Here is a 17,868-nt window from a genome sequence, read left to right on the forward strand (position 1 = left end):
ATGTCACCGAATGGAAGGGCTGCGATGGAGCGGACAACGTGCTGCGTGGTGGGCGGCGGCCCCGCGGGAATGGTCCTCGGCCTGCTGCTGGCCCGCGCCGGTGTGGACGTCACGGTCCTGGAGAAACACGGGGACTTTCTGCGCGACTTCCGCGGCGACACGGTGCATCCCTCGACCCTGGCGCTGCTGGACGATCTCGGTCTGGCCGAGCGCTTCGCCCGTCTGCAGCAACGTCGGGTGACCACGGTCCAACTGCCTCTCGGCACGGACCATTCGCTGATCACCGTCTCGGACCTCAGCGCGCTGCCGGGCCCGTACAACTACGTGGCGATGGTGCCGCAATGGGACCTGCTGAACCTCCTCGCCGACGAGGCCCGAAAAGAGCCGTCCTTCTCCGTGCGGATGAGCACCGAGGCGACGTCATTCGTGCTGGAGCACGGACGGATCACCGGGGTGCGGTACCGCACGTCCGACGGCCGTACCGGCGAACTGCGGGCCACCCTCACGGTGGCCTGCGACGGTCGCGGCTCGCTGGCCCGCTCCCGGCCCGAACTTCGGCTGCGGCAGTTCACCTGCCCCATGGACGCCTGGTGGTTCCGGTTGCCACGGCGGGAAGGCGACCCGCACGGGCTCGTGGGAGGCGCCGGCGACCGGCTCCTCACCGCGATGATCGACCGTGGGGAGTACTGGCAGTGCGCCGCGCTGATCCCCAAGGGGACCGACGCCGAGCGCCGCGCCGCCGGTCTCGAGCGGTTCATGGCCGACTTCTCGGCCGCCGTGCCGTGGATCGCGAACCGGGCGCATGCGCTGCGGTCATGGGACGAGGTGAAGCTGCTCGACGTGCGGCTCGACCGTCTCCGGCGCTGGCACCGCCCGGGACTGCTGTGCATCGGCGACGCGGCGCACGCGATGTCACCTGTCTTCGGCATCGGCATCAACCTCGCCGTCGAAGACGCCGTGGCCGCCGCCCGGCATCTCGTCGAACCGCTGAGCAGGGGTGTGGTCGGCCTGCGGGACGTACGCGGCGTCCAGCGGCGCCGGTGGCCGACCACGGCGGCGACGCAGGCACTGCAGCGGTTCGCTCACGCGAGGGTCATCGCGCCCGTACTCGCGGGACGCCCGCCTTTCGGCAATGCCGGGCGGGCGGAGCGGATCAGCGACCTACTCACCACCTCACCGTGGTTCAAGCGCGTGCCGGCGTACTTCATCGGCTACGGCGCCGTGCGCGAGCGTCCGCCCGCCGAGTCGGTGCGGTGAGCTGCGGCGCACGGCTGGGCATTGAAGAGCGCTCTGGCCCGGCAAGGTTGTTTGGTTCGAGGTTCAGGTGTCGCGCCAGTTCGGGGTGGACTCGCCGGTGAGCCCCGTCGGCTCGTGAGGTCGATCATTGCGACGTGGATCATGGCTTCGGAGCGGTGGGTGTGGGTTTCGTGGTCGCGGGCCAGTCGGCGGTGGTGCATCAGCCGGCCGAGGGTCCGCTCGACAACCCAGCGCCGTGGGACGACTCTGAGTCTCTTGACGCCGGCGTTGCGTTGGACGACCTCGACGTCGATGCCGAGAGTGGCGCCGTGGTCGATGGCTTTGGCGCGGTAGCCGGAGTCCGCCCATGCCTTGGTCACTCGGGGGTTGGTGGTGGCGTGTGAGACATCAGGCGTATGCCGCCGACGTTGTCGGAGACGCTCGCCGCGGTGACGCAGACGGCCAGAAGCAGGCCGAGAGTGTCCACCGATATGGCGCTTGCGGCCTGCAATTTCTTGCCGACGTCAATGCCCTGGCCGGCCGCGGGCAAGACCATCGCAGGTCGCAAGCCACCAATCAGCCCCTCGCCCAACTCGCCGAGAACTGGACCACCGAAAGGGGCGGCAAGGTGATCGCCATCATCATGGAACTCCTCCCCCAGAGCTGAACCAGCCACTGCCACCGCCCGAAAAGGCGGCCGGGCGGGCAGTGGAACTGAAGGCGAGCCTGCCCCCCCGCCTCGCCCCCTCGCCTGCTCGTGAACCGTTCGACTCCGTAAGCGGCCTGAGGACATCAGACGGATACGGGCTGCCGCTGCTCACTCGGTTCCCGCAGGGCAGTCTGAACCTCACGCCGGAACACGTCCTTCAGGTAGAGCACCAGGGCCGCGCCGAGCACCCACGCCGGGAGGATCACCAGGGCGCGCGCAAGGCCGTCGTCCTGGAACCGGGACAGCCCCTGCATCGCGCGCACACCCACACCGACGGGCAGTATGTCGGACAGCGGGCGCAGCCAGGCCGGAAGGTAGGACGCCGGCATGATTCCGCCGCTGCTGCTGTTGCCGAGAATCAGCATGAGTATCGACGCCATGCTCACGCCCGCGGAGCCGAACAACCGCAGCAGCACCATGGTGGTGGCGGCGACCGCGGCCCCCATCAGCGCAATGACGAGAGCGAGGGGCAGGAAGGGCCCGGGCAGTGCACCGAAGCCCGCACTGCCGGCGATGGCCGCGATCAGGACACCGCCGACGACTCCGAACAGGGCCAGGCTGGCCATGCGCCAGCGGTACTGGAGCCGGGGTGCGACCTGGTAGGTCGTCATGCCGAAGAGGTATCCGGCCAGGACCAGGCCGAACGCCGCGTAGAAGACGGAAAGACCCCGGGTGTCCCCCGCTGCCGCCGGGGCCACGTCCTTCACGGAGAGGTCATGGTGCTCCGCCTGGGCCACGGAGCCGAAAGCGGTGGTCAGGGTGGCGGTGACGGAGGATCCGTTGGCGCTGCCGTAGAGCAGCTGCCCCTCGCCGACGTAGGCCGCGTACACGGACCTGTCCTGGACAGCCTGCCGCGCGGCGGATTCGTCGGCGTAGGTCTCCAAGGAGAAACCGCCGGGGATGGCGCGCTCGAGGTCCTGGCGCAGGTGCTCCTGCTGCGTGCCGATCTCTGTCGTACCCACGTGAAGCTCATGAGGGCGCGGGGCGTGGAAGGCGGCGAGGTAGACGCTGACGAACACGGTGCCGACCAGGAGGACGATCGCTACGGGAAGCATTACGGCACGTGGGCTTCCCTGACGGGGAGGCGGATGGGCCACATCCAGCGCGTGCCTGTGGGCCTTGTGGGTGGCGACTTGCTGAGACATCGAAAGCTTTCCTATATTAGAAGTCAACTGATAATCTTTGTACATCATAATCAGCCGCCTTACAAAAAGAGGTCCGCTACGTGAACCGAACCGACCGGCGTACGGGCTATGTGGCCTGGCAGATCGGCCAGATCATGGCGTCCCGGATCGAGCGCACACTGCGCCCGTTCCAGCTGACCCTTGCCCAGAACAGCGCCCTGGCGCAGGCCATCCTCGATCCGGGTGTCTCCAGTGCGGCCGCGGCGCGCAGGTCGGCGATCACCCCGCAGTCCATGGGAACCGCGGTCACCGGGCTGGTCGAGCGAGGGCTGCTGGAGCGGCGGACCGCTCCGGGCGACCGGCGCACGCATCGGCTGTACGCCACGGAGGCTGGTCTGCAGCTCGCCACTGAGGCCAGAAGGGCGGTGGACGCCACCCACGCCGAAGCACTGCAGGCGCTGACCCCGACGGAGCAGGAACAGGCGCACTCGATCCTGCTGAAACTGCTGGCGTCGCTGAATCCCTCGGCCGTGGACAACGGCACGACATGAGGAGCCTGCGCCGCGGGTGTCGGCCCCGGGGCGCAGGCTCCCGTCTCGCCCGGGTTCAGGCGCTGCCGTCGCGGCGGGCCGTCACAGCCGCCATGCCGAGAATGCCCAGGCCGATCATGGACAGGGCCGCTCCGGCCGGGGCCGGCGCCGGGTAGCCGTAACCTGCCGTGATCACCGGGTCGCCGAGCAACGCGCCGAGGGCGTTGGCAGTGTTCAGGACCGACTGGTTCATCGCGGCGCCCAAGGTGACGGCGTCGCCCGCGACGTCCACGAGCCGCATGTGGATGTTGATCACCATGACCGCGGCGGCGGCGCGACCAGGAGGACGACGGGCAGCAGCCACCAGCCGTGCGGCGCGGCCGGGCAGAGCATGATCACCGTGGAAACGGCGCTCGACCGGACCAGGGACCGCCGCACCGACGGGCGCGGATCGAGCGGACGGTGCGCGGGCGCCCCCGCCGCCAGGGCGTGCAGGTCACGGCGTGACGTCGTTTCAGCGGGTTCTTGCGAGGAACCCCGGGCGTTCACGCCCGGGAGGAATCGCATCCACGGGGTGCGACGCGGAGCGTCGCCGTGATGTGCCGCAGGCCATCACGGCTGTGGAGCGGCCGGGAGGCGTTCCGGCGGAGCCGGGCCACGGCGGTGTGCGCGGGGAGGGTCGGGGCGGCTTTCGCTCGTTGGGGTGAGGTGGGGCGAACGTGTGGTGGGTCTTCGTCCAGGTGTATAGGTTCGCTGCTCGTGAAGCTGGTGGTGAGGGTGAAGCTGCTGCCGACGCCCGTACAGGCGGCGGCACTTGAGGCGACCCTGCACGCCTGCAACGAGGCCGCCACGTGGGCCGCGTCCGTCGCCTTCGAGAAGGAGGCGCGACGTCCGCTGGAGCTCCGCAAGCACACCTATGCCGAGATCCGCTTCCGGTGGGGACTGGGCGCGCAGGCCGCCCAGCACGCCATCAAGAAGACGTGTGACGCCTACACCACCCTGAAGGCGAACCTTCGCAACGGCCGGTACGGGCGGCCCGGCACGAAGCGGCACACTCGCGCCTCGGGCAAACCGGTCGTCTTCCGGTCCGAGGCGGCGCAGCCCTACGACGACCGGATGCTGTCCTGGCAGCACGAGCAGCAAACGGTGTCGATCTGGAGCACGGCCGGCCGGCTGAAGAACGTGGCGTTCACCGGGCAGGCCGAGCAGCTGGAAGTCCTGGCCGCGCACCGGCGGGGTGAGTCCGACCTGGTGTTCCAGGGCGGGAAATGGCTCCTGATCGCGACCTGCGAGATCCCCGAAGCCGCCCCGAACACCTACCCGGCCGGATTCCTCGGCGTCGACCTGGGCGTCGTGAACATCGCGGTCACCTCCGACGGGGCACGACACTGCGGTCGCCGCGTCCACCGCAAGCGGGAACAGGACCGCAAGCTGCGGCGCAGCCTGCAGAAGAAGAACACCAAGTCCGCCAAGCGGCGAGCGAAGAAGCATGCGGGCAAGGAAGCCCGGCGGAACAAGGACATCAACCATAAGATTTCGAAGCGGATCGTGGCGGAGGCTGAACGCACCGGTCGCGGGATCGCCCTGGAGACACTCACGGGCATTCGCGAGCGGGCACGGCTGAGAAAGCCCCAACGCGTCAAGATCCACTCCTGGCCCTTCGCCCAGCTCGGCTCGTTCATCGCCTATAAGGCGAAGCGGGCCGGGGTGCCGGTGGTCTACGTCGATCCGGCGTACACCAGCCAGGAATGCTCCCAGTGTCATCACACCGCACGCGGCAACCGGCCCTCCCAGGCCGTCTTCTCGTGCCGGGTCTGCGGCTTCGTTGAGCACGCAGACCACAACGCGTCCCACAACATCCGCCAACGCGGCTGGATGGCGTGGGTCTGCGGGGCCCGGTCAACGGCCCCTGAACTCACCCTCATCGCGTGAGAACTGGACGCAGCCGAACCCATCACAGCCAGTGATGACTCGAGCAGCAAACCCGGTCGTTCACGACCGGGTAGTTGACTAGCCCGATCGACGCGCAGGCGCCACTACTGCATCAGACCACCACTCACCCCGACTCCCATCCCGTCTGCCGTCGCCCCCACACTCCGTGGGGCGGGCGTGGTTCATGGCGGATCGTTCGACGTGCGCCTGCGGGACGACGGCGCGGAGAATGGAGCAAGGATCCGGTGCCGGGAGGACCGCCATGCCCCGGGGCAGCGGCGGTGACCTCCTCACGAAGGTGGTAACCATGCCGACGTGGCGATTGCGGGATTTCCACGACGCCGATCTGGACCATGCGATCCAGATCTGGGACCAGAATCAGCAGGCGGACAGGGCACCTGCCGTTTTCCCCGTATCGGAGGTCGTGACCGCGGCCAGGGCCGACGGGCCGACCGTCGTGGCGGTGGTGGGTGACGAGCTGGTGGGCATCGCCGTGGCACAGACTCACGGCGAACGGGGCTGGATCACCCTGGTGGCCCTGGGCATGGGGTGGCGTAACCGCGGGATCGGAAGCGCCTTGATCGCCGAGATCGAGCGGCGCCTGCGGTCACAGGGGGTCCGCCGGATCAGTGCGCTCCTCGCACCGGGGGCGACCGGATCCGCTGCTTTGGAGCACTCCGGTTACCGGTCCCGCGGTGGGCTCGTCTTCTACGAGAAGGTCGAGCACCTCGGCGCGAGCGACGCCGGACTTCTCGCGGAACTCGGGGGGAGGATGGTGCCTGCGGGGCTGTGGGACAGCCTCGCGGGAATGGAACGGGTGAAGGAGACCATCGAGCGGCGGATCGTGCTGCCGCTGGCCCAGCCCGCGCTCGCCGAGCAGTACGGAGTGGTGCCGCCGAAAGCGGTCATCCTCTTCGGGCCGCCTGGCACGGGCAAGACCAGTTTCGCCAAGGGGGTCGCCGCCCGGCTGGAGTGGCCCTTCGTGGAGCTCTTCCCCTCCCGGCTCGCTTCATCGGGGGAGGGAGGACTTGCGACCTCTCTTCGCGAGGCGTTCACCGATTTGGCCGAGCTGGAGGCGGTGATCCTCTTCATCGACGAGGTCGAGGAGATCGCCTCCGTCCGGTCCGGCACGGCCGTCGACCCCGGTCACGGAGTCACCAACGAACTCCTCAAGCTGATACCCGGCTTCCGCGACCACGATGACCGGCTCCTGATCTGCGCCACGAACTCCGTCCGCTCCCTCGACCCAGCGTTCCTACGGCCGGGCCGCTTCGACTACGTCATCCCCGTCGGCCCTCCGGATCCGGCGGCCCGGACGGCGATCTGGCAGCGCTATCTCCGCCCTGCCGCGGCCGGTGTCGACCTGCAGCGCCTGGTGGAAGCCAGCGAGATGTTCACACCGGCGGACATCGAGTTCGCGGCACGCAAGGGCGCGCAGACCGCCTTCGAACGCGAAGTCGCCCACGGGAAAGGCGCACCGCCCAGCACGGAGGACTACCTCCAGGCTATTGCGCAGACCCGCCCCACACTGACCGACCAAGCGCTCAAAGACTTCGCCGAGGACACCGAGCAGTACGTGCGCATGTGACCGGCCTCTCCTGACACGACGGTCCCGTCCGATGATCCTTATGGACCATCGGAGGGACCTCTGCTGTTCCGCTCCGGGAGATCGTCACAGGCATCCCGTCGTCATCGAGGAGCGGCACGAGGTCGGCATCGTCATGGCTCACACAGCCGTACGGCGAGGGCGGCGACGTCGTCGTCAAGGCTTGCACTGCTGTAGCGCAGGAGATCGCGGTGAAGAGCCGTGAGCAGTTCGCGGGGCGGTGTCGGGGGCTGTCGACGCATCCAGGCTGCCAGTGGGAAGAACTCGCCGTCGCGGGCGCGGGCCTCGGCGATCCCGTCGGTGTAGAGAAGCAGCAGGTCGCCGGGGGCGAAGTCGAAGGTGTCTACGTTGTACTGATCGCCGATCAGCTCCGCGAGGCTGAGCAGTGGCGAGGGGGTGGCCGACTCGAGGACACGGAGTTTCCCACGGTTCAGGACCAGTGGCGGGGGGTGTCCGCAGTTGAGGATGCCGATATGTCTGCCATCGTGCGGGATCTCGACGAGAAGGGCGGTGGCGAAGCGCTCCATCGGCCCCTCGGGCGGAAAGGCGGCGTTGTAACGGGTGCTGCTGGCGTCCAGCCTGCGTGCGACGTCGACCATGTCGGTCTCGCCGTAGGCCGCCTCCCGGAAGGCGTTGACGATCGCCGCGGCTGCCCCCACTGCCGGCAGGCCCTTGCCCCGCACGTCACCGATGAGCAGCCTGACCCCGTAGGGCGTGTCGACCACCTCGTAGAAGTCCCCGCCGATGCGGGCCTCCGCCGCGGCCGCGAGGTACAGCGACTCGATCTCGATGCTGCCGAAGCGGCGTGGCATAGGGCTCAGCACCACCTGCTGCGCCGCGTCGGCGACGAGCCGTACCTGGAAGAGGGTGCGCTCCCGCTGGAGCCGGACATGGCTTCCGTACGCGGCGGCCACGGTGACCGCGATGATCCCCGCGGCCGTCCACCACGTTCCCAGACCGGGGAAGACGAGGCTGAGGCCGATCATCAGAAAGAGGCAGACCGTCCCTAGCAGGACGGTGGGGAGGACCGGCCACATGGCGGCGGCCAGGGCCGGCGCCGCAGGCAGGAGGCGACTGAAGGCCATTTCCGGCGGAGTGGCGTATGCCAGGCTGGCGATGACGACGGTCAGGATGACCGGCGACAGCCGTACAAGTCTTCCTGAGCCGGGGCGCCTACGGAGCCGCGGCCGTCCAGACTCGATCACACTTCCCAGACTATCTACGTAATGAAGGCATGGCGCTCTGACGAACCGAGGCGGCTGCCCGCCCCTCCCGCTCCACAGGCGATGAGTGCCCTCTGGCCCGCGCCACGAAAATTTTGCTGTCACTGATCAACCTTTGCCGGCGCAGGACAGCGTTCCCGAGGGGCCCGGTGCTTCGCGAGGAGGCCGGGCCCTTCGCCGTACGTCCTCGCGGAGAACCGCCTGTCGGGCCGCGGAGAACCACCTGTCGCGCTCGTGATCAAAGTCCGATTGTGTCTGCGGCATGCCCGAATCTATTTACTTTCTGGAAATCCAGCCGTAGCCTCAGATCGAAACCACAGACTCGGGCACAGCCGGGCGAGACGTCGGAGGCAGACGGACATGTACGCACCGGAGCGGCAGCAGGAGATCCTCCGTCTAGCGCGCGACGGCGGACGCGTGGACGTGCTGTCACTCGCCGAGGAGTTCCAGGTCACCGCGGAGACCATCCGCCGTGACCTGAAGACCCTGGACAGGGCCGGTCTCGTACGGCGTGTGCACGGCGGTGCCATACCGGCCGGGCGGCTCGACTTCGAGCCCGACGTCGCCGAGCGCGAGGGCACCGCGGCCGACGAGAAGGACCGCATCGCCCGGCTCGCGCTCGCCGAACTCCCCGAGGACGGCACGGTGATCCTCGACGCGGGCACCACCGTCGCCCGCCTCGCCGCGGCCCTGCCCCTGGAGTCGACGCTCACCGTCGTCACCCACGGCCTGCCCGTCGCGGCCCGCCTCGCCGACCACCCCGGCATCCAGCTGCACCTCGTCGGAGGCCGGGTCCGCCACCGCACCCGCGCCGCCGTCGACGCCTGGGCCCTGCGGGCGTACGGGGAGATCCGCGCCGACGTCCTCTTCCTCGCGGCCAACGGGTTCTCCGCCGAGCACGGCCTGACGACCCCCGACCTCGCCGAGGCCGCCGTGAAGCGCGCGGCCGTCTCCGCCGCCCGCAGGGTCGTGCTGCTCGCCGACTCCGCCAAGTACGGGGAGGAGCACTTCGCCCGCTTCGGCGACCTGGGCGACGTGGACGTGCTGATCACCGACAGCGGCCTCAGTGACGCGGACGCCGCCGCCATCGAGAAGGGCGGCACGGAGGTGGTCCGCGCATGAGCCCCCCCGACTCCGGAACCGGCTCCGGACACCAGGGCATCGGCCCCGACACCGGCATCCGCTCCGGCACCCCCACGCAGGCCACCACGGAAGACACACGCGGCATGATCCTCACCGTCACCCCCAACCCGTCCCTGGACCGCACCTACGAGGTCCCCGCACTCGACCGGGGCGAGGTCCTGCGCGCCACCGGGGAGCGCATGGACCCGGGCGGCAAGGGCGTCAATGTCTCGCGGGCCGTCGCCGCCGCCGGAGCCCCCACACTCGCCGTGCTCCCGCTGGGCGGCGCGCCCGGCGCCCTGGTCGCCGAACTCCTCGACGCCCAGGGGATCAGCGTCGACCCCGTACCCGTAGCCGGACAGACCCGGTCCAACATCGCGCTCGCCGAGCCGGACGGAACCCTGACGAAGATCAACGCGCCGGGGCCCGAACTCACTGCGGAAGAAGCCGAGTCGCTGCTCACCGTCGTCGGCGAGCGCTCCGCGGGCGCCGACTGGATCGCCTGCTGCGGCAGCCTCCCGCGCGGCCTCACCCCGCCCTGGTACGCCGAGCTGGTCGCCCGCGCCCACGCGGCCGGCGCCCGTATCGCCCTCGACACCTCGGGCCCGGCCCTCCTCGCGGCGCTGCGCGAACGGCCCGACGTCGTCAAGCCGAACGCGGAGGAGCTCGCCGAGGCGGTCGGCCGTCCGCTCGCCACCGTCGGCGACGCCCTCAAGGCGGCCGAGGAGCTGCGGGACCTCGGCGCGCGCGCCGTACTCGCCTCCCTCGGCTCGGACGGGCAGCTGCTCGTGGACGGCGCGGGCGCCTGGTTCGCCACCGCCCCGGTCGACACCGTCCGCAGCAACGTCGGCGCGGGCGACTCCTCCCTCGCCGGCTTCCTCATCGCGGGCGGCACCGGTCCGCGGGCGCTGGCCTCGGCCGTCGCCCACGGCGCCGCGGCGGTCCAGCTCCCGGGCAGCGCGATGCCGACCCCGGCCGACCTGGACCCGGACGCGGTGAACCTCACGTCGGACGTCCCGCTCGACCGCGCACTGAAGGAGCCCGCGCCATGACGGCCTGCGCCCCGCCCCTGAATACGCCCCGTCCGGTCGCCTCCGGCCTGATCACTCTCCGCCCGGTCGCTTCCGGCCTGATCACTCCCCACGCTCCCTTCCGGAGCCGCCGTCCCCGCGGCGAAACCCCCGTCCCCACCCCCGCCGCCAAGGCGATACGCGTGCGAAGGAGCCCGCGATGAGCGAGCTGATCACCGCGGACCTGGTCGATCTCGACCTGTCCGCCGACACCAAAGAGGCGGCGGCCCGCGCCCTCGCCGAACGGATGACCGCCCGAGGCCGGGTGACCGACCTGGACGGCTTCCTGGCCGACGTCGCGGCCCGCGAGGCGCAGATGCCGACCGGCCTCGACGGCGGCATCGGCATCCCGCACTGCCGCAGCGAGCACGTCACCGAGCCGACTCTCGCCTTCGGCCGCAGCGCCGACGGGATCGACTTCGGGGCGCCGGACGGCCCGGCCGACCTGATCTTCCTCATCGCCGCGCCCGCCGGAGCGGACGACGCCCACCTCACCATCCTGTCGTCGCTGGCACGGCAGTTGATGGACGAGGACTTCAAGGCGGCGCTGCGCACGGCGACCGACGCGGGGGCCACGGCGGCGCTGATCCGCGGGGACGAACCCGAGCCCACTGCCGCGTCGGCGCCCACGCCCAAGCCCACTACCGAGCCCACGCCCGAGCCCGAGCCCGAGCCCGAGCCCGAGCCCACGCCCGCGGCCCCCGCCGCGAAGTTCAAGATCGTGGCAGTCACCTCCTGCCCCACCGGCATCGCCCACACCTACATGGCGGCCGAGTCCCTGGAGAAGGCGGGCCGGGAAGCCGGGGACGTGGAAGTGGTGGTCGAGACGCAGGGCTCGGCCGGGTTCACCCGTCTCGCACCCGAGGTGATCGCCGCCGCGGATGGCGTGATCTTCGCGCACGACGTGCCCGTACGGGAGAAGGACCGCTTCGCCGGGAAGCCCACCGTCGACGTCGGCGTGAAGGCCGGCATCAACCGGCCCGCCGCCCTCATCGGCGAGGTACGCGAGAAGGCCGCGCGCGGCGAGACGACCTCGGGCGCCGCGTCCGCGACCCCCGTGGACCGGGCCGGTGCCGCCGGCGACGGCTACGGCACCAAGCTGCGCAAGTGGCTGATGAGCGGCGTCAGTTACATGGTCCCCTTCGTCGCGGCCGGCGGTCTCCTCATCGCCCTCGGCTTCGCGATCGGCGGCTACACCATCAACAAGGCGCCGTCCGTCGCCGAGCACTTCGTGTGGACCCAGACCGACAGCTGGGCCGCGCTGCTCTTCCAGGTCGGCTCCGTCGCCTTCGCGTTCCTCGTCCCGGTCCTCGCGGGCTTCATCGCGTACGGGATGGCCGACCGGCCGGGGCTCGTGCCCGGGTTCGTCGGCGGTTCGATCGCGCTCACCATCAACGCCGGCTTCCTCGGCGGCCTCGCCGCCGGTCTCATCGCGGGCGGCGTCGTGATGGCGATCCAGAAGGTGAACGTGCCCCCCGTGCTGCGCGGGATCATGCCGGTGGTCGTCATCCCGCTGATCTCCTCCGCGGTGGTCGGCTTCCTGATGTTCCTCGTCATCGGCAAGCCCATCGCCTCCCTCCAGCGCGCCCTGACGGACTGGCTGAACTCCCTGTCCGGCGCCAACGCGATCATCCTCGGCGTCGTCCTCGGCCTGATGATGTGCTTCGACCTGGGCGGCCCGCTGAACAAGGTCGCGTACGCCTTCGCGGTCGGCGGCCTCGCCAACCCCACCGAGGGCTCGCTCAAGGTCATGGCCGCGGTGATGGCCGCCGGCATGGTCCCGCCGCTGGCCATGGCCCTCGCGACAACCGTGCGCGGCCGGCTCTTCACCAGGACCGAGCGCGAGAACGGCAAGGCGGCCTGGGTGCTCGGCGCCTCGTTCATCACAGAGGGCGCGATCCCGTTCGCCGCGGCGGACCCGCTGCGCGTCATCCCCGCCTCGATGGCGGGTGGCGCGGTCACCGGCGCCTTGTCGATGGCCTTCGGCTGCACCCTGCGCGCCCCGCACGGCGGCATCTTCGTGGTCCCGCTGATCGGCAACCCGTTCCTCTACCTCATCGCGATCGCCGCCGGTGTCTGCGTGTCGACGGCCTTGGTAGTGATCCTCAAGGGGATGCGGAAGTCCGCGCCCGAGGGCGGGGCGGGCGACGCGACGGCGCAGAAGGGGGAGGAGCCGAAGATACCCGTGGCCGCCTGACAGGAGATTCCGGTGGCCACCTGACAGCAGGTACCGGTAGCCACCTGACAGTTAGGAACTGTCCGCTCATGCGGCACAGACGCCCGTCCGGGACCAAAGTCCCGGGGCGTCTGTGCCGCATGCTGCCTCGCCGATGTGCGGCGCCCCACGCCGCGAGGCACCCTTGAAAGTGAGCTGCCCGGACGCAGACTCCCGGCCTGCCGGGCTGATACCCGTCGTCGGGAAGCGACGCATGGAGGCGATCAGCCCATGGCACCGGACGACGAGCTGCTCAAGATCGACGCAGCGGGTGTCGTGGTGGCGTGGAGCCAGGAGGCAAAGTCCCTTTTCGGCCACGGAGCATCCGAGGCGCTCGGCCGTCCCGTCCTGGAGCTCCTGCCCGGACCGTGGGCTCCGGCCGGCGCCGACCCCGACAGTCGTTCCGGCACTCCAGGGGCGGTCCCAGGCCTCGTGATGCGGCCCGTGACGCTGAGCGACGGCGACTTGGGCTGGGCATTCAACCTGCTCCGGTCGGAGGAGAGCGGGGATGCGCGCGAGCAGGCTCTCCTGAAGGCGCTGTTCACCCAATCGCCTATCGGCATGCAGGTGCTGGATCCCGAGCTGCGAGTCCTGCGAGCGAACACGGCAGCGTCAGGGATGGCCGGTTTCGACCCCACGTACACGCTCGGTCGCCGACTCAGTGACGTGTTCCGGCTGTCCGACCCCGAAGAAACCGTGGCAATGGTGCGCCACGTGCTTGCCACCGGCGAACCTGCACTGGACAGGCTCGTGCACATCCGCCCGCCCAACGACCCGGACCACGAGCATGTGTACTCCGTCTCCGTGTTCCGGCTCCAGGATGCCGACGGCCACGTCCTGGGCGTCTCCGCGGCAGAGGTGGACGTCACCGTGCGCGAGCGTGCCGTCGCGCGCGCACGGGTCCTCAACGATGTACGGCAGCACGTGGGAACCTCGCTGGCGCTGGACGGCACCTGCACCGAACTCGTCGACGCGCTCGTACCTGCCTTCGCCGACGTCGCGATGGTGGACCTGCTGGACCCGGTCGTCCGGGGCGACGACCCCCCGTCGGCACCGGTGGAACCCGACGTGCCTCTACGACGAATGTCCCTCGCGTCGGCGGACCGTCAACGGAACCCGGCGGGGGCGGGCGCCGGTACGGCCCCATTCCGCTTTCCGGCAGCATGGCTCCAGTCCCTGACCGACCTGCGGCCCCACCTGATCACGTACCACCCGGACGACGGCCCCGCCACCGATCCGCGGAGCTCGAGGTCCACGCGCCCACCGACCTCGCATTCCGCCATCGTCGCCCCGCTCACCCTCCGGGGCGGCGTCTACGGAACGCTGAGCCTCTACCGTGCCCCTGACCGCGACGAGTTCGTGGACGAGGACCTCGACCTCGCACTGGAGGTCGCCTCCCGCACCGCACTGCATATCGACAATGCACGCCGCTACACCCGAGAACACACCGTCGCCCTGACCCTGCAGCGCCGTCTCCTTCCCCAGCACCCAGAGCCGCTGGCAGCCGTGGAGAGCGCCCATTTCCACCAGTCGGCCGATGCCGGCGGCAGCTGGTTCGACCTCTTCCCGCTCTCCGGCGCACGCATCGCCCTCACCGTCGGCCGCGTCTCCGGTACCGGCATCCAAGCTGCCATAGCGATGGGCCAGTTGCGCACCGCCATCCACACACTGGCCGCGCTCGACCTGGAACCCGACGAACTCCTCGCCCGACTCGACGACACGGTGATCCGACTCGCCGACGAACGCACCGACCTGCCGCCCGGCGACCCCCTGCGGAGCCAAGAACTGACCGCCGACTGCCTCTACGCGGCCTACGACCCGCTGAGCAAGAGCTGCGTCATCGCCCTCGCCGGTGGCCCACGACCCGTCATCGCACACCCCGACGGAACAACCGAGACAGCCGACATTCCCGTCGCTCCCCCACTGGGTGCCGGCGAGAAGGCACCGTTTGTCATTACCCGTCTCGACCTCCCTGAGGGGAGCATCATCGCGCTGTGCACCGACGCGTTTCTGTCCATGGGCGAGGCCGGGAGGAAGGCCGGCCAGGACCGTCTGCGGCAGGTCCTCGCCGACAGCGGACGGCCGCTGGGCAACCTGCTCGACGAAGCGGTACGCACCGTCCCGGCTTCCTCTCCCGGCACCGACGCCGTATTGCTCCTCGTGCGGACGCACACACTCGATCCCGGCCACGTCGCCACCTGGGACCTGCCGGTCGACCCTGCGGCCGTCGCCACCGTCCGAGCTCGCACACGGCGTCAGCTGGCCGAATGGAACCTCGACGAGCTCTCACTCACGACGGAACTGATCGTCAGTGAACTGGCCACCAACGCCGTCCGTTACGGCACCCCGCCCATCACGCTCCGCCTGATCAAGGGCCGTACGCTCACCGTCGAGGTCAGCGACTCCAGCCCCGTCTCACCGCATCTGCGCCATGCCCAGGCCAGTGACGAAGGCGGCCGCGGCCTGTTCATCTGTGCAGAACTCGCGCGGAGCTGGGGCGTCCGCTTCAGTGACGGCAGCAAGACCATCTGGACCGAACAAGAACTCCCCCAGCCGGCATAGAAGTTGGCGTCGGTGGCCAAGTCTGCACCCAGGCTTCCATGATCGAGTTCATGCGGGGCATCCGGACGCCGGTCAGCACGGTCTCGATCCCAGCGTCGCCGAGGAGCGCGTCGAAGAGCGCGGGGTTCTTCGCGTCCCGGTCCCGGATCAGGAACCCCGCCTTCACGGGGTGCGGCGCAGCAGGCCTGGGTGCCCCCACCGGCCACACTCGGTGACGCCATGAGGTCTTCATGCTCTCGCAATGGCCTTGCCCTCCACACTTCCCCCAGGATCTTCGACATAGCCGTCCGAAGGAGTCCCTGGTGTCGAGTCGCCGTCAGTTTCTTGCCGGATCAGCCGCCGCACTCGGTCTGAGTGCACTGCCGTCCGTCCCCGCGTCGGCAGACGGTCGCGCGCGCCCGCGGCGGCCGAACATCGTGGTGGTCCTGGCCGACGATCTCGGCTACGGCGACCTCGGCGCGTACGGACAGCAGCTCATCCACACGCCCCGGCTCGACGCACTCGCCGCCGAGGGCCTGCGCTTCACCCAGGCCTACTCGGCGGCCGCCGTGTGCGCACCGTCCCGTGCCTCGTTGCTGACCGGCCTGCACGGCGGGCATGCGCCCGTGCGCGAGAACCCCTTCGACGGCCCGCAGGACCCGATCGGTGACGGCGACACGACCTTCGCCGAGGTACTGCGGGCGCGCGGCTACCGCACCGCGTGCATCGGCAAGTGGGGTTACGGTCCTGAGGAGGCCGACCAGCCGAGTCATCCCAACTCCCGTGGTTTCGAGGAGTTCTACGGGTACATCACGCACGGTCACGCCCATGAGTACTTCCCGACGTACCTCTGGCACAACGGTGAGCAGGTCCGGTTCCCCGAGAACGCCGACGGCAAGAAGGGCACGTACGCGATCGATGTGATCCAGGAACGCGCCAACGCGTTCATCACCGAGCACGCACACGAGCCGTTCCTCCTGTACCTCACGCCGAACGTGCCGCACGGGCCCAGCGACATCCCGGACGTGAGCGAGTACGACGACCAGCCGTGGAATGCCGCGAACAAGGGCCACGCCGCCCAGGTCACCCGGCTCGACACCCTCGTCGGCTCGGTCGTGGACACCCTGCGCGCGCTCGGCATCGACAAGGACACGCTGGTCCTGGCCGCGAGCGACAACGGCCCGCACGAGGAGGGCGGCGTCAATCCCGACCTCTTCGACGCCAACGGCCCTCTCACGGGCTACAAGCGCAACCTCTTCGAGGGCGGAGTGCGGGTCCCGCTGATCGCCTGGCAGCCCGGCACCATCAGCCCGGACACCACCGACCGGCCGACCCCGCTGATCGACCTGCTTCCCACCTTCGCCGACCTCGGCGGCGCCCCCGCACCACGCGACATCGACGGCCTGTCCGCCGCCTCGCTGCTCACCGCCCGCCCGCGCAGCGCCCCGCTGCACGGACACCTCTACTGGTACCGCAACGACCCCGGCTCGACCTCCCGGGCCAACGCAGTCGACAAGGGCCGAATCCTCAAACTGGCCGAGGCGGTCCGCCGCGACGACTGGAAGGGCATCCGCTTCGCCCCGGGCCGCGACCGTGAAGCCCCCGACGATCAGTGGCAGTTCGAGCTGTACAACCTGGCCGCCGACCCGGGCGAGACCACCGACTTGGCCGCCGCTCACCCGAAGGTGGTGACGGAACTGACCACACTGCTGAGGGCGTCGTGGGCGGACACGTACGAGCGCGAGCGCTTCGGCGTACGCGTCGAGGCGCCGGAACTCGTCTTCCCCGGACAGAAGTTCACGGTCACAGCAACCCTGGGCAACGCCTCCGACCGGGCATGGACCAACGCCGCAGTGCGACTCGGCGCACCGGAGGGCTGGAGGCTGCGCCCCCTGACGGCGCGCGACGCCCACCGCCTCACGCCCGGTTCGGCGCTGGAAACCCGTTGGGAAGTGACCGCGCCCGCCGGCCTCACCTCCGCCGGCACCTGGGCGCTGCGCGCCGAAGGTACGGCCCGGTACGGCCGCGACACGGTCCGCTACGCGTCCGCCCGTACGGTCGCCACTCCTCCGCCCGCACCGGCCCAGGACGCCTACCTCAGCGATCTGACCTGGCTCTCGGCCACCAACGGCTGGGGCCCGGTCGAGCTCGACACCAGCAACGGCAAGAAGCCGGCCGGCGACGGGACTCCGATCGCCTTCGGCGGCACGACGTACGCCAAGGGCCTGGGGGTCCATGCCCCCTCGGAGATCGTCTACTTCCTCGGCTCCAACGCCGCCCGCTTCACCTCGGTCGTTGGCATCGACGACTTCTCGGCGCTGCAGAACGCCCGGGGAGGGGTCGTCGCCGAAGTGTGGGGCGACGGCACCAGGCTGTTCGACAGCGGCCCGCTCACGGCGGCGGGTGGCCCGCGCCCGGTCGATGTGGACGTAACGGGCGTACAGCTGTTGCGTCTTGTGGTGCGGGATGCCAACAGCGACGGCTCGTACGACCACACCTCCTGGGCCGCCGCCCATGTGCAAGTCCACGACTGAGCGAGCTCCGGGCCTCGCCCGAACGC

General features: G+C 70.1%; 13 protein-coding genes and 1 pseudogene. 9 read left to right on the top strand and 5 right to left on the bottom strand.

Going from position 1 to position 17,868, the window contains the following annotated elements; translation table 11 throughout:
• Positions 1-24: 24 nt before the first annotated feature.
• Positions 25-1,257, top strand: a complete 1,233-nt coding sequence (locus OG698_RS08530) for an FAD-dependent oxidoreductase (protein ID WP_406102406.1) — start codon at positions 25-27, stop codon at positions 1,255-1,257.
• A gap of 63 nt (positions 1,258-1,320) precedes the next feature.
• Here the strand turns inward: OG698_RS08530 and OG698_RS08535 are convergent.
• Positions 1,321-1,786: pseudogene (locus OG698_RS08535) on the bottom strand (transposase); the annotation flags it as partial.
• Positions 1,787-2,028: 242 nt separating this feature from the next.
• On the bottom strand, positions 2,029-3,000 hold the full coding sequence (locus OG698_RS08540) for an ABC transporter permease (protein ID WP_406102407.1): 972 nt from the start codon (positions 2,998-3,000) through the stop codon (positions 2,029-2,031).
• Positions 3,001-3,170: 170 nt separating this feature from the next.
• Here OG698_RS08540 and OG698_RS08545 point away from each other — a divergent pair, with 170 nt between their 5' ends.
• Positions 3,171-3,620, top strand: coding sequence for a MarR family winged helix-turn-helix transcriptional regulator (locus OG698_RS08545; RefSeq protein ID WP_406102409.1), 450 nt, complete (start codon positions 3,171-3,173; stop codon positions 3,618-3,620).
• A 55-nt stretch (positions 3,621-3,675) separates the two neighbouring features.
• Here OG698_RS08545 and OG698_RS08550 read toward each other — a convergent pair whose 3' ends face one another.
• Positions 3,676-3,918: a hypothetical protein gene (locus OG698_RS08550; protein WP_406102411.1), complete on the bottom strand. Its 243-nt coding sequence runs from the start codon at positions 3,916-3,918 to the stop codon at positions 3,676-3,678.
• Entirely contained in the window at positions 3,912-4,166 is a 255-nt protein-coding gene (locus OG698_RS08555) for a hypothetical protein (protein ID WP_406102413.1), read from the bottom strand. Before OG698_RS08555 ends, OG698_RS08550 begins: the two co-directional genes overlap by 7 nt.
• Before the next feature lie 192 nt (positions 4,167-4,358).
• Here OG698_RS08555 and OG698_RS08560 point away from each other — a divergent pair, with 192 nt between their 5' ends.
• Both OG698_RS08560 and OG698_RS08565 read left to right on the top strand, forming a co-directional pair.
• Positions 4,359-5,531, top strand: a complete 1,173-nt coding sequence (locus OG698_RS08560) for an RNA-guided endonuclease InsQ/TnpB family protein (protein WP_406102414.1) — start codon at positions 4,359-4,361, stop codon at positions 5,529-5,531.
• A 307-nt stretch (positions 5,532-5,838) separates the two neighbouring features.
• Complete coding sequence (locus OG698_RS08565; protein ID WP_406102415.1) at positions 5,839-7,119, top strand: ATP-binding protein; 1,281 nt, start codon at positions 5,839-5,841, stop codon at positions 7,117-7,119.
• A 131-nt stretch (positions 7,120-7,250) separates the two neighbouring features.
• Here OG698_RS08565 and OG698_RS08570 read toward each other — a convergent pair whose 3' ends face one another.
• On the bottom strand, positions 7,251-8,222 hold the full coding sequence (locus tag OG698_RS08570; RefSeq protein WP_406102416.1) for a PP2C family protein-serine/threonine phosphatase: 972 nt from the start codon (positions 8,220-8,222) through the stop codon (positions 7,251-7,253).
• A 498-nt stretch (positions 8,223-8,720) separates the two neighbouring features.
• Here OG698_RS08570 and OG698_RS08575 point away from each other — a divergent pair, with 498 nt between their 5' ends.
• From OG698_RS08575 to OG698_RS08595, 5 genes are all read left to right on the top strand, one after another.
• Positions 8,721-9,482 (top strand): DeoR/GlpR family DNA-binding transcription regulator, encoded by a 762-nt coding sequence (locus OG698_RS08575; protein WP_406102417.1) that lies wholly within the window; start codon positions 8,721-8,723, stop codon positions 9,480-9,482.
• A gap of 104 nt (positions 9,483-9,586) precedes the next feature.
• The gene (pfkB, locus tag OG698_RS08580) at positions 9,587-10,534 is read left to right on the top strand and encodes a 1-phosphofructokinase (protein WP_406110916.1); all 948 of its coding nucleotides are present in this window, start codon (positions 9,587-9,589) and stop codon (positions 10,532-10,534) included.
• A gap of 178 nt (positions 10,535-10,712) precedes the next feature.
• The gene (locus tag OG698_RS08585; protein ID WP_406102419.1) at positions 10,713-12,749 is read left to right on the top strand and encodes a fructose-specific PTS transporter subunit EIIC; all 2,037 of its coding nucleotides are present in this window, start codon (positions 10,713-10,715) and stop codon (positions 12,747-12,749) included.
• A 249-nt stretch (positions 12,750-12,998) separates the two neighbouring features.
• On the top strand, positions 12,999-15,329 hold the full coding sequence (locus OG698_RS08590; RefSeq protein WP_406102420.1) for a SpoIIE family protein phosphatase: 2,331 nt from the start codon (positions 12,999-13,001) through the stop codon (positions 15,327-15,329).
• A gap of 302 nt (positions 15,330-15,631) precedes the next feature.
• Complete coding sequence (locus OG698_RS08595; RefSeq protein WP_406102422.1) at positions 15,632-17,842, top strand: sulfatase-like hydrolase/transferase; 2,211 nt, start codon at positions 15,632-15,634, stop codon at positions 17,840-17,842.
• Positions 17,843-17,868: the final 26 nt, after the last annotated feature.

It is taken from the genome of Streptomyces sp. NBC_01003, assembly GCF_045162695.1.
Lineage (GTDB): Bacteria > Actinomycetota > Actinomycetes > Streptomycetales > Streptomycetaceae > Streptomyces.

Bases quoted from the DNA above. Each gene is read 5' to 3' on its own strand.
- OG698_RS08530 (WP_406102406.1), top strand. From the start codon at position 25: ATGGAGCGGACAACGTGCTGCGTGGTGGGCGGCGGCCCCGCGGGAATG.
- OG698_RS08540 (WP_406102407.1), bottom strand. From the start codon at position 3,000: ATGCTTCCCGTAGCGATCGTCCTCCTGGTCGGCACCGTGTTCGTCAGC.
- OG698_RS08550 (WP_406102411.1), bottom strand. From the start codon at position 3,918: ATGGTGATCAACATCCACATGCGGCTCGTGGACGTCGCGGGCGACGCC.
- OG698_RS08555 (WP_406102413.1), bottom strand. From the start codon at position 4,166: ATGCGATTCCTCCCGGGCGTGAACGCCCGGGGTTCCTCGCAAGAACCC.
- OG698_RS08565 (WP_406102415.1), top strand. From the start codon at position 5,839: ATGCCGACGTGGCGATTGCGGGATTTCCACGACGCCGATCTGGACCAT.
- OG698_RS08570 (WP_406102416.1), bottom strand. From the start codon at position 8,222: ATGGCCTTCAGTCGCCTCCTGCCTGCGGCGCCGGCCCTGGCCGCCGCC.
- OG698_RS08575 (WP_406102417.1), top strand. From the start codon at position 8,721: ATGTACGCACCGGAGCGGCAGCAGGAGATCCTCCGTCTAGCGCGCGAC.
- pfkB (WP_406110916.1), top strand. From the start codon at position 9,587: ATGATCCTCACCGTCACCCCCAACCCGTCCCTGGACCGCACCTACGAG.
- OG698_RS08585 (WP_406102419.1), top strand. From the start codon at position 10,713: ATGAGCGAGCTGATCACCGCGGACCTGGTCGATCTCGACCTGTCCGCC.
- OG698_RS08590 (WP_406102420.1), top strand. From the start codon at position 12,999: ATGGCACCGGACGACGAGCTGCTCAAGATCGACGCAGCGGGTGTCGTG.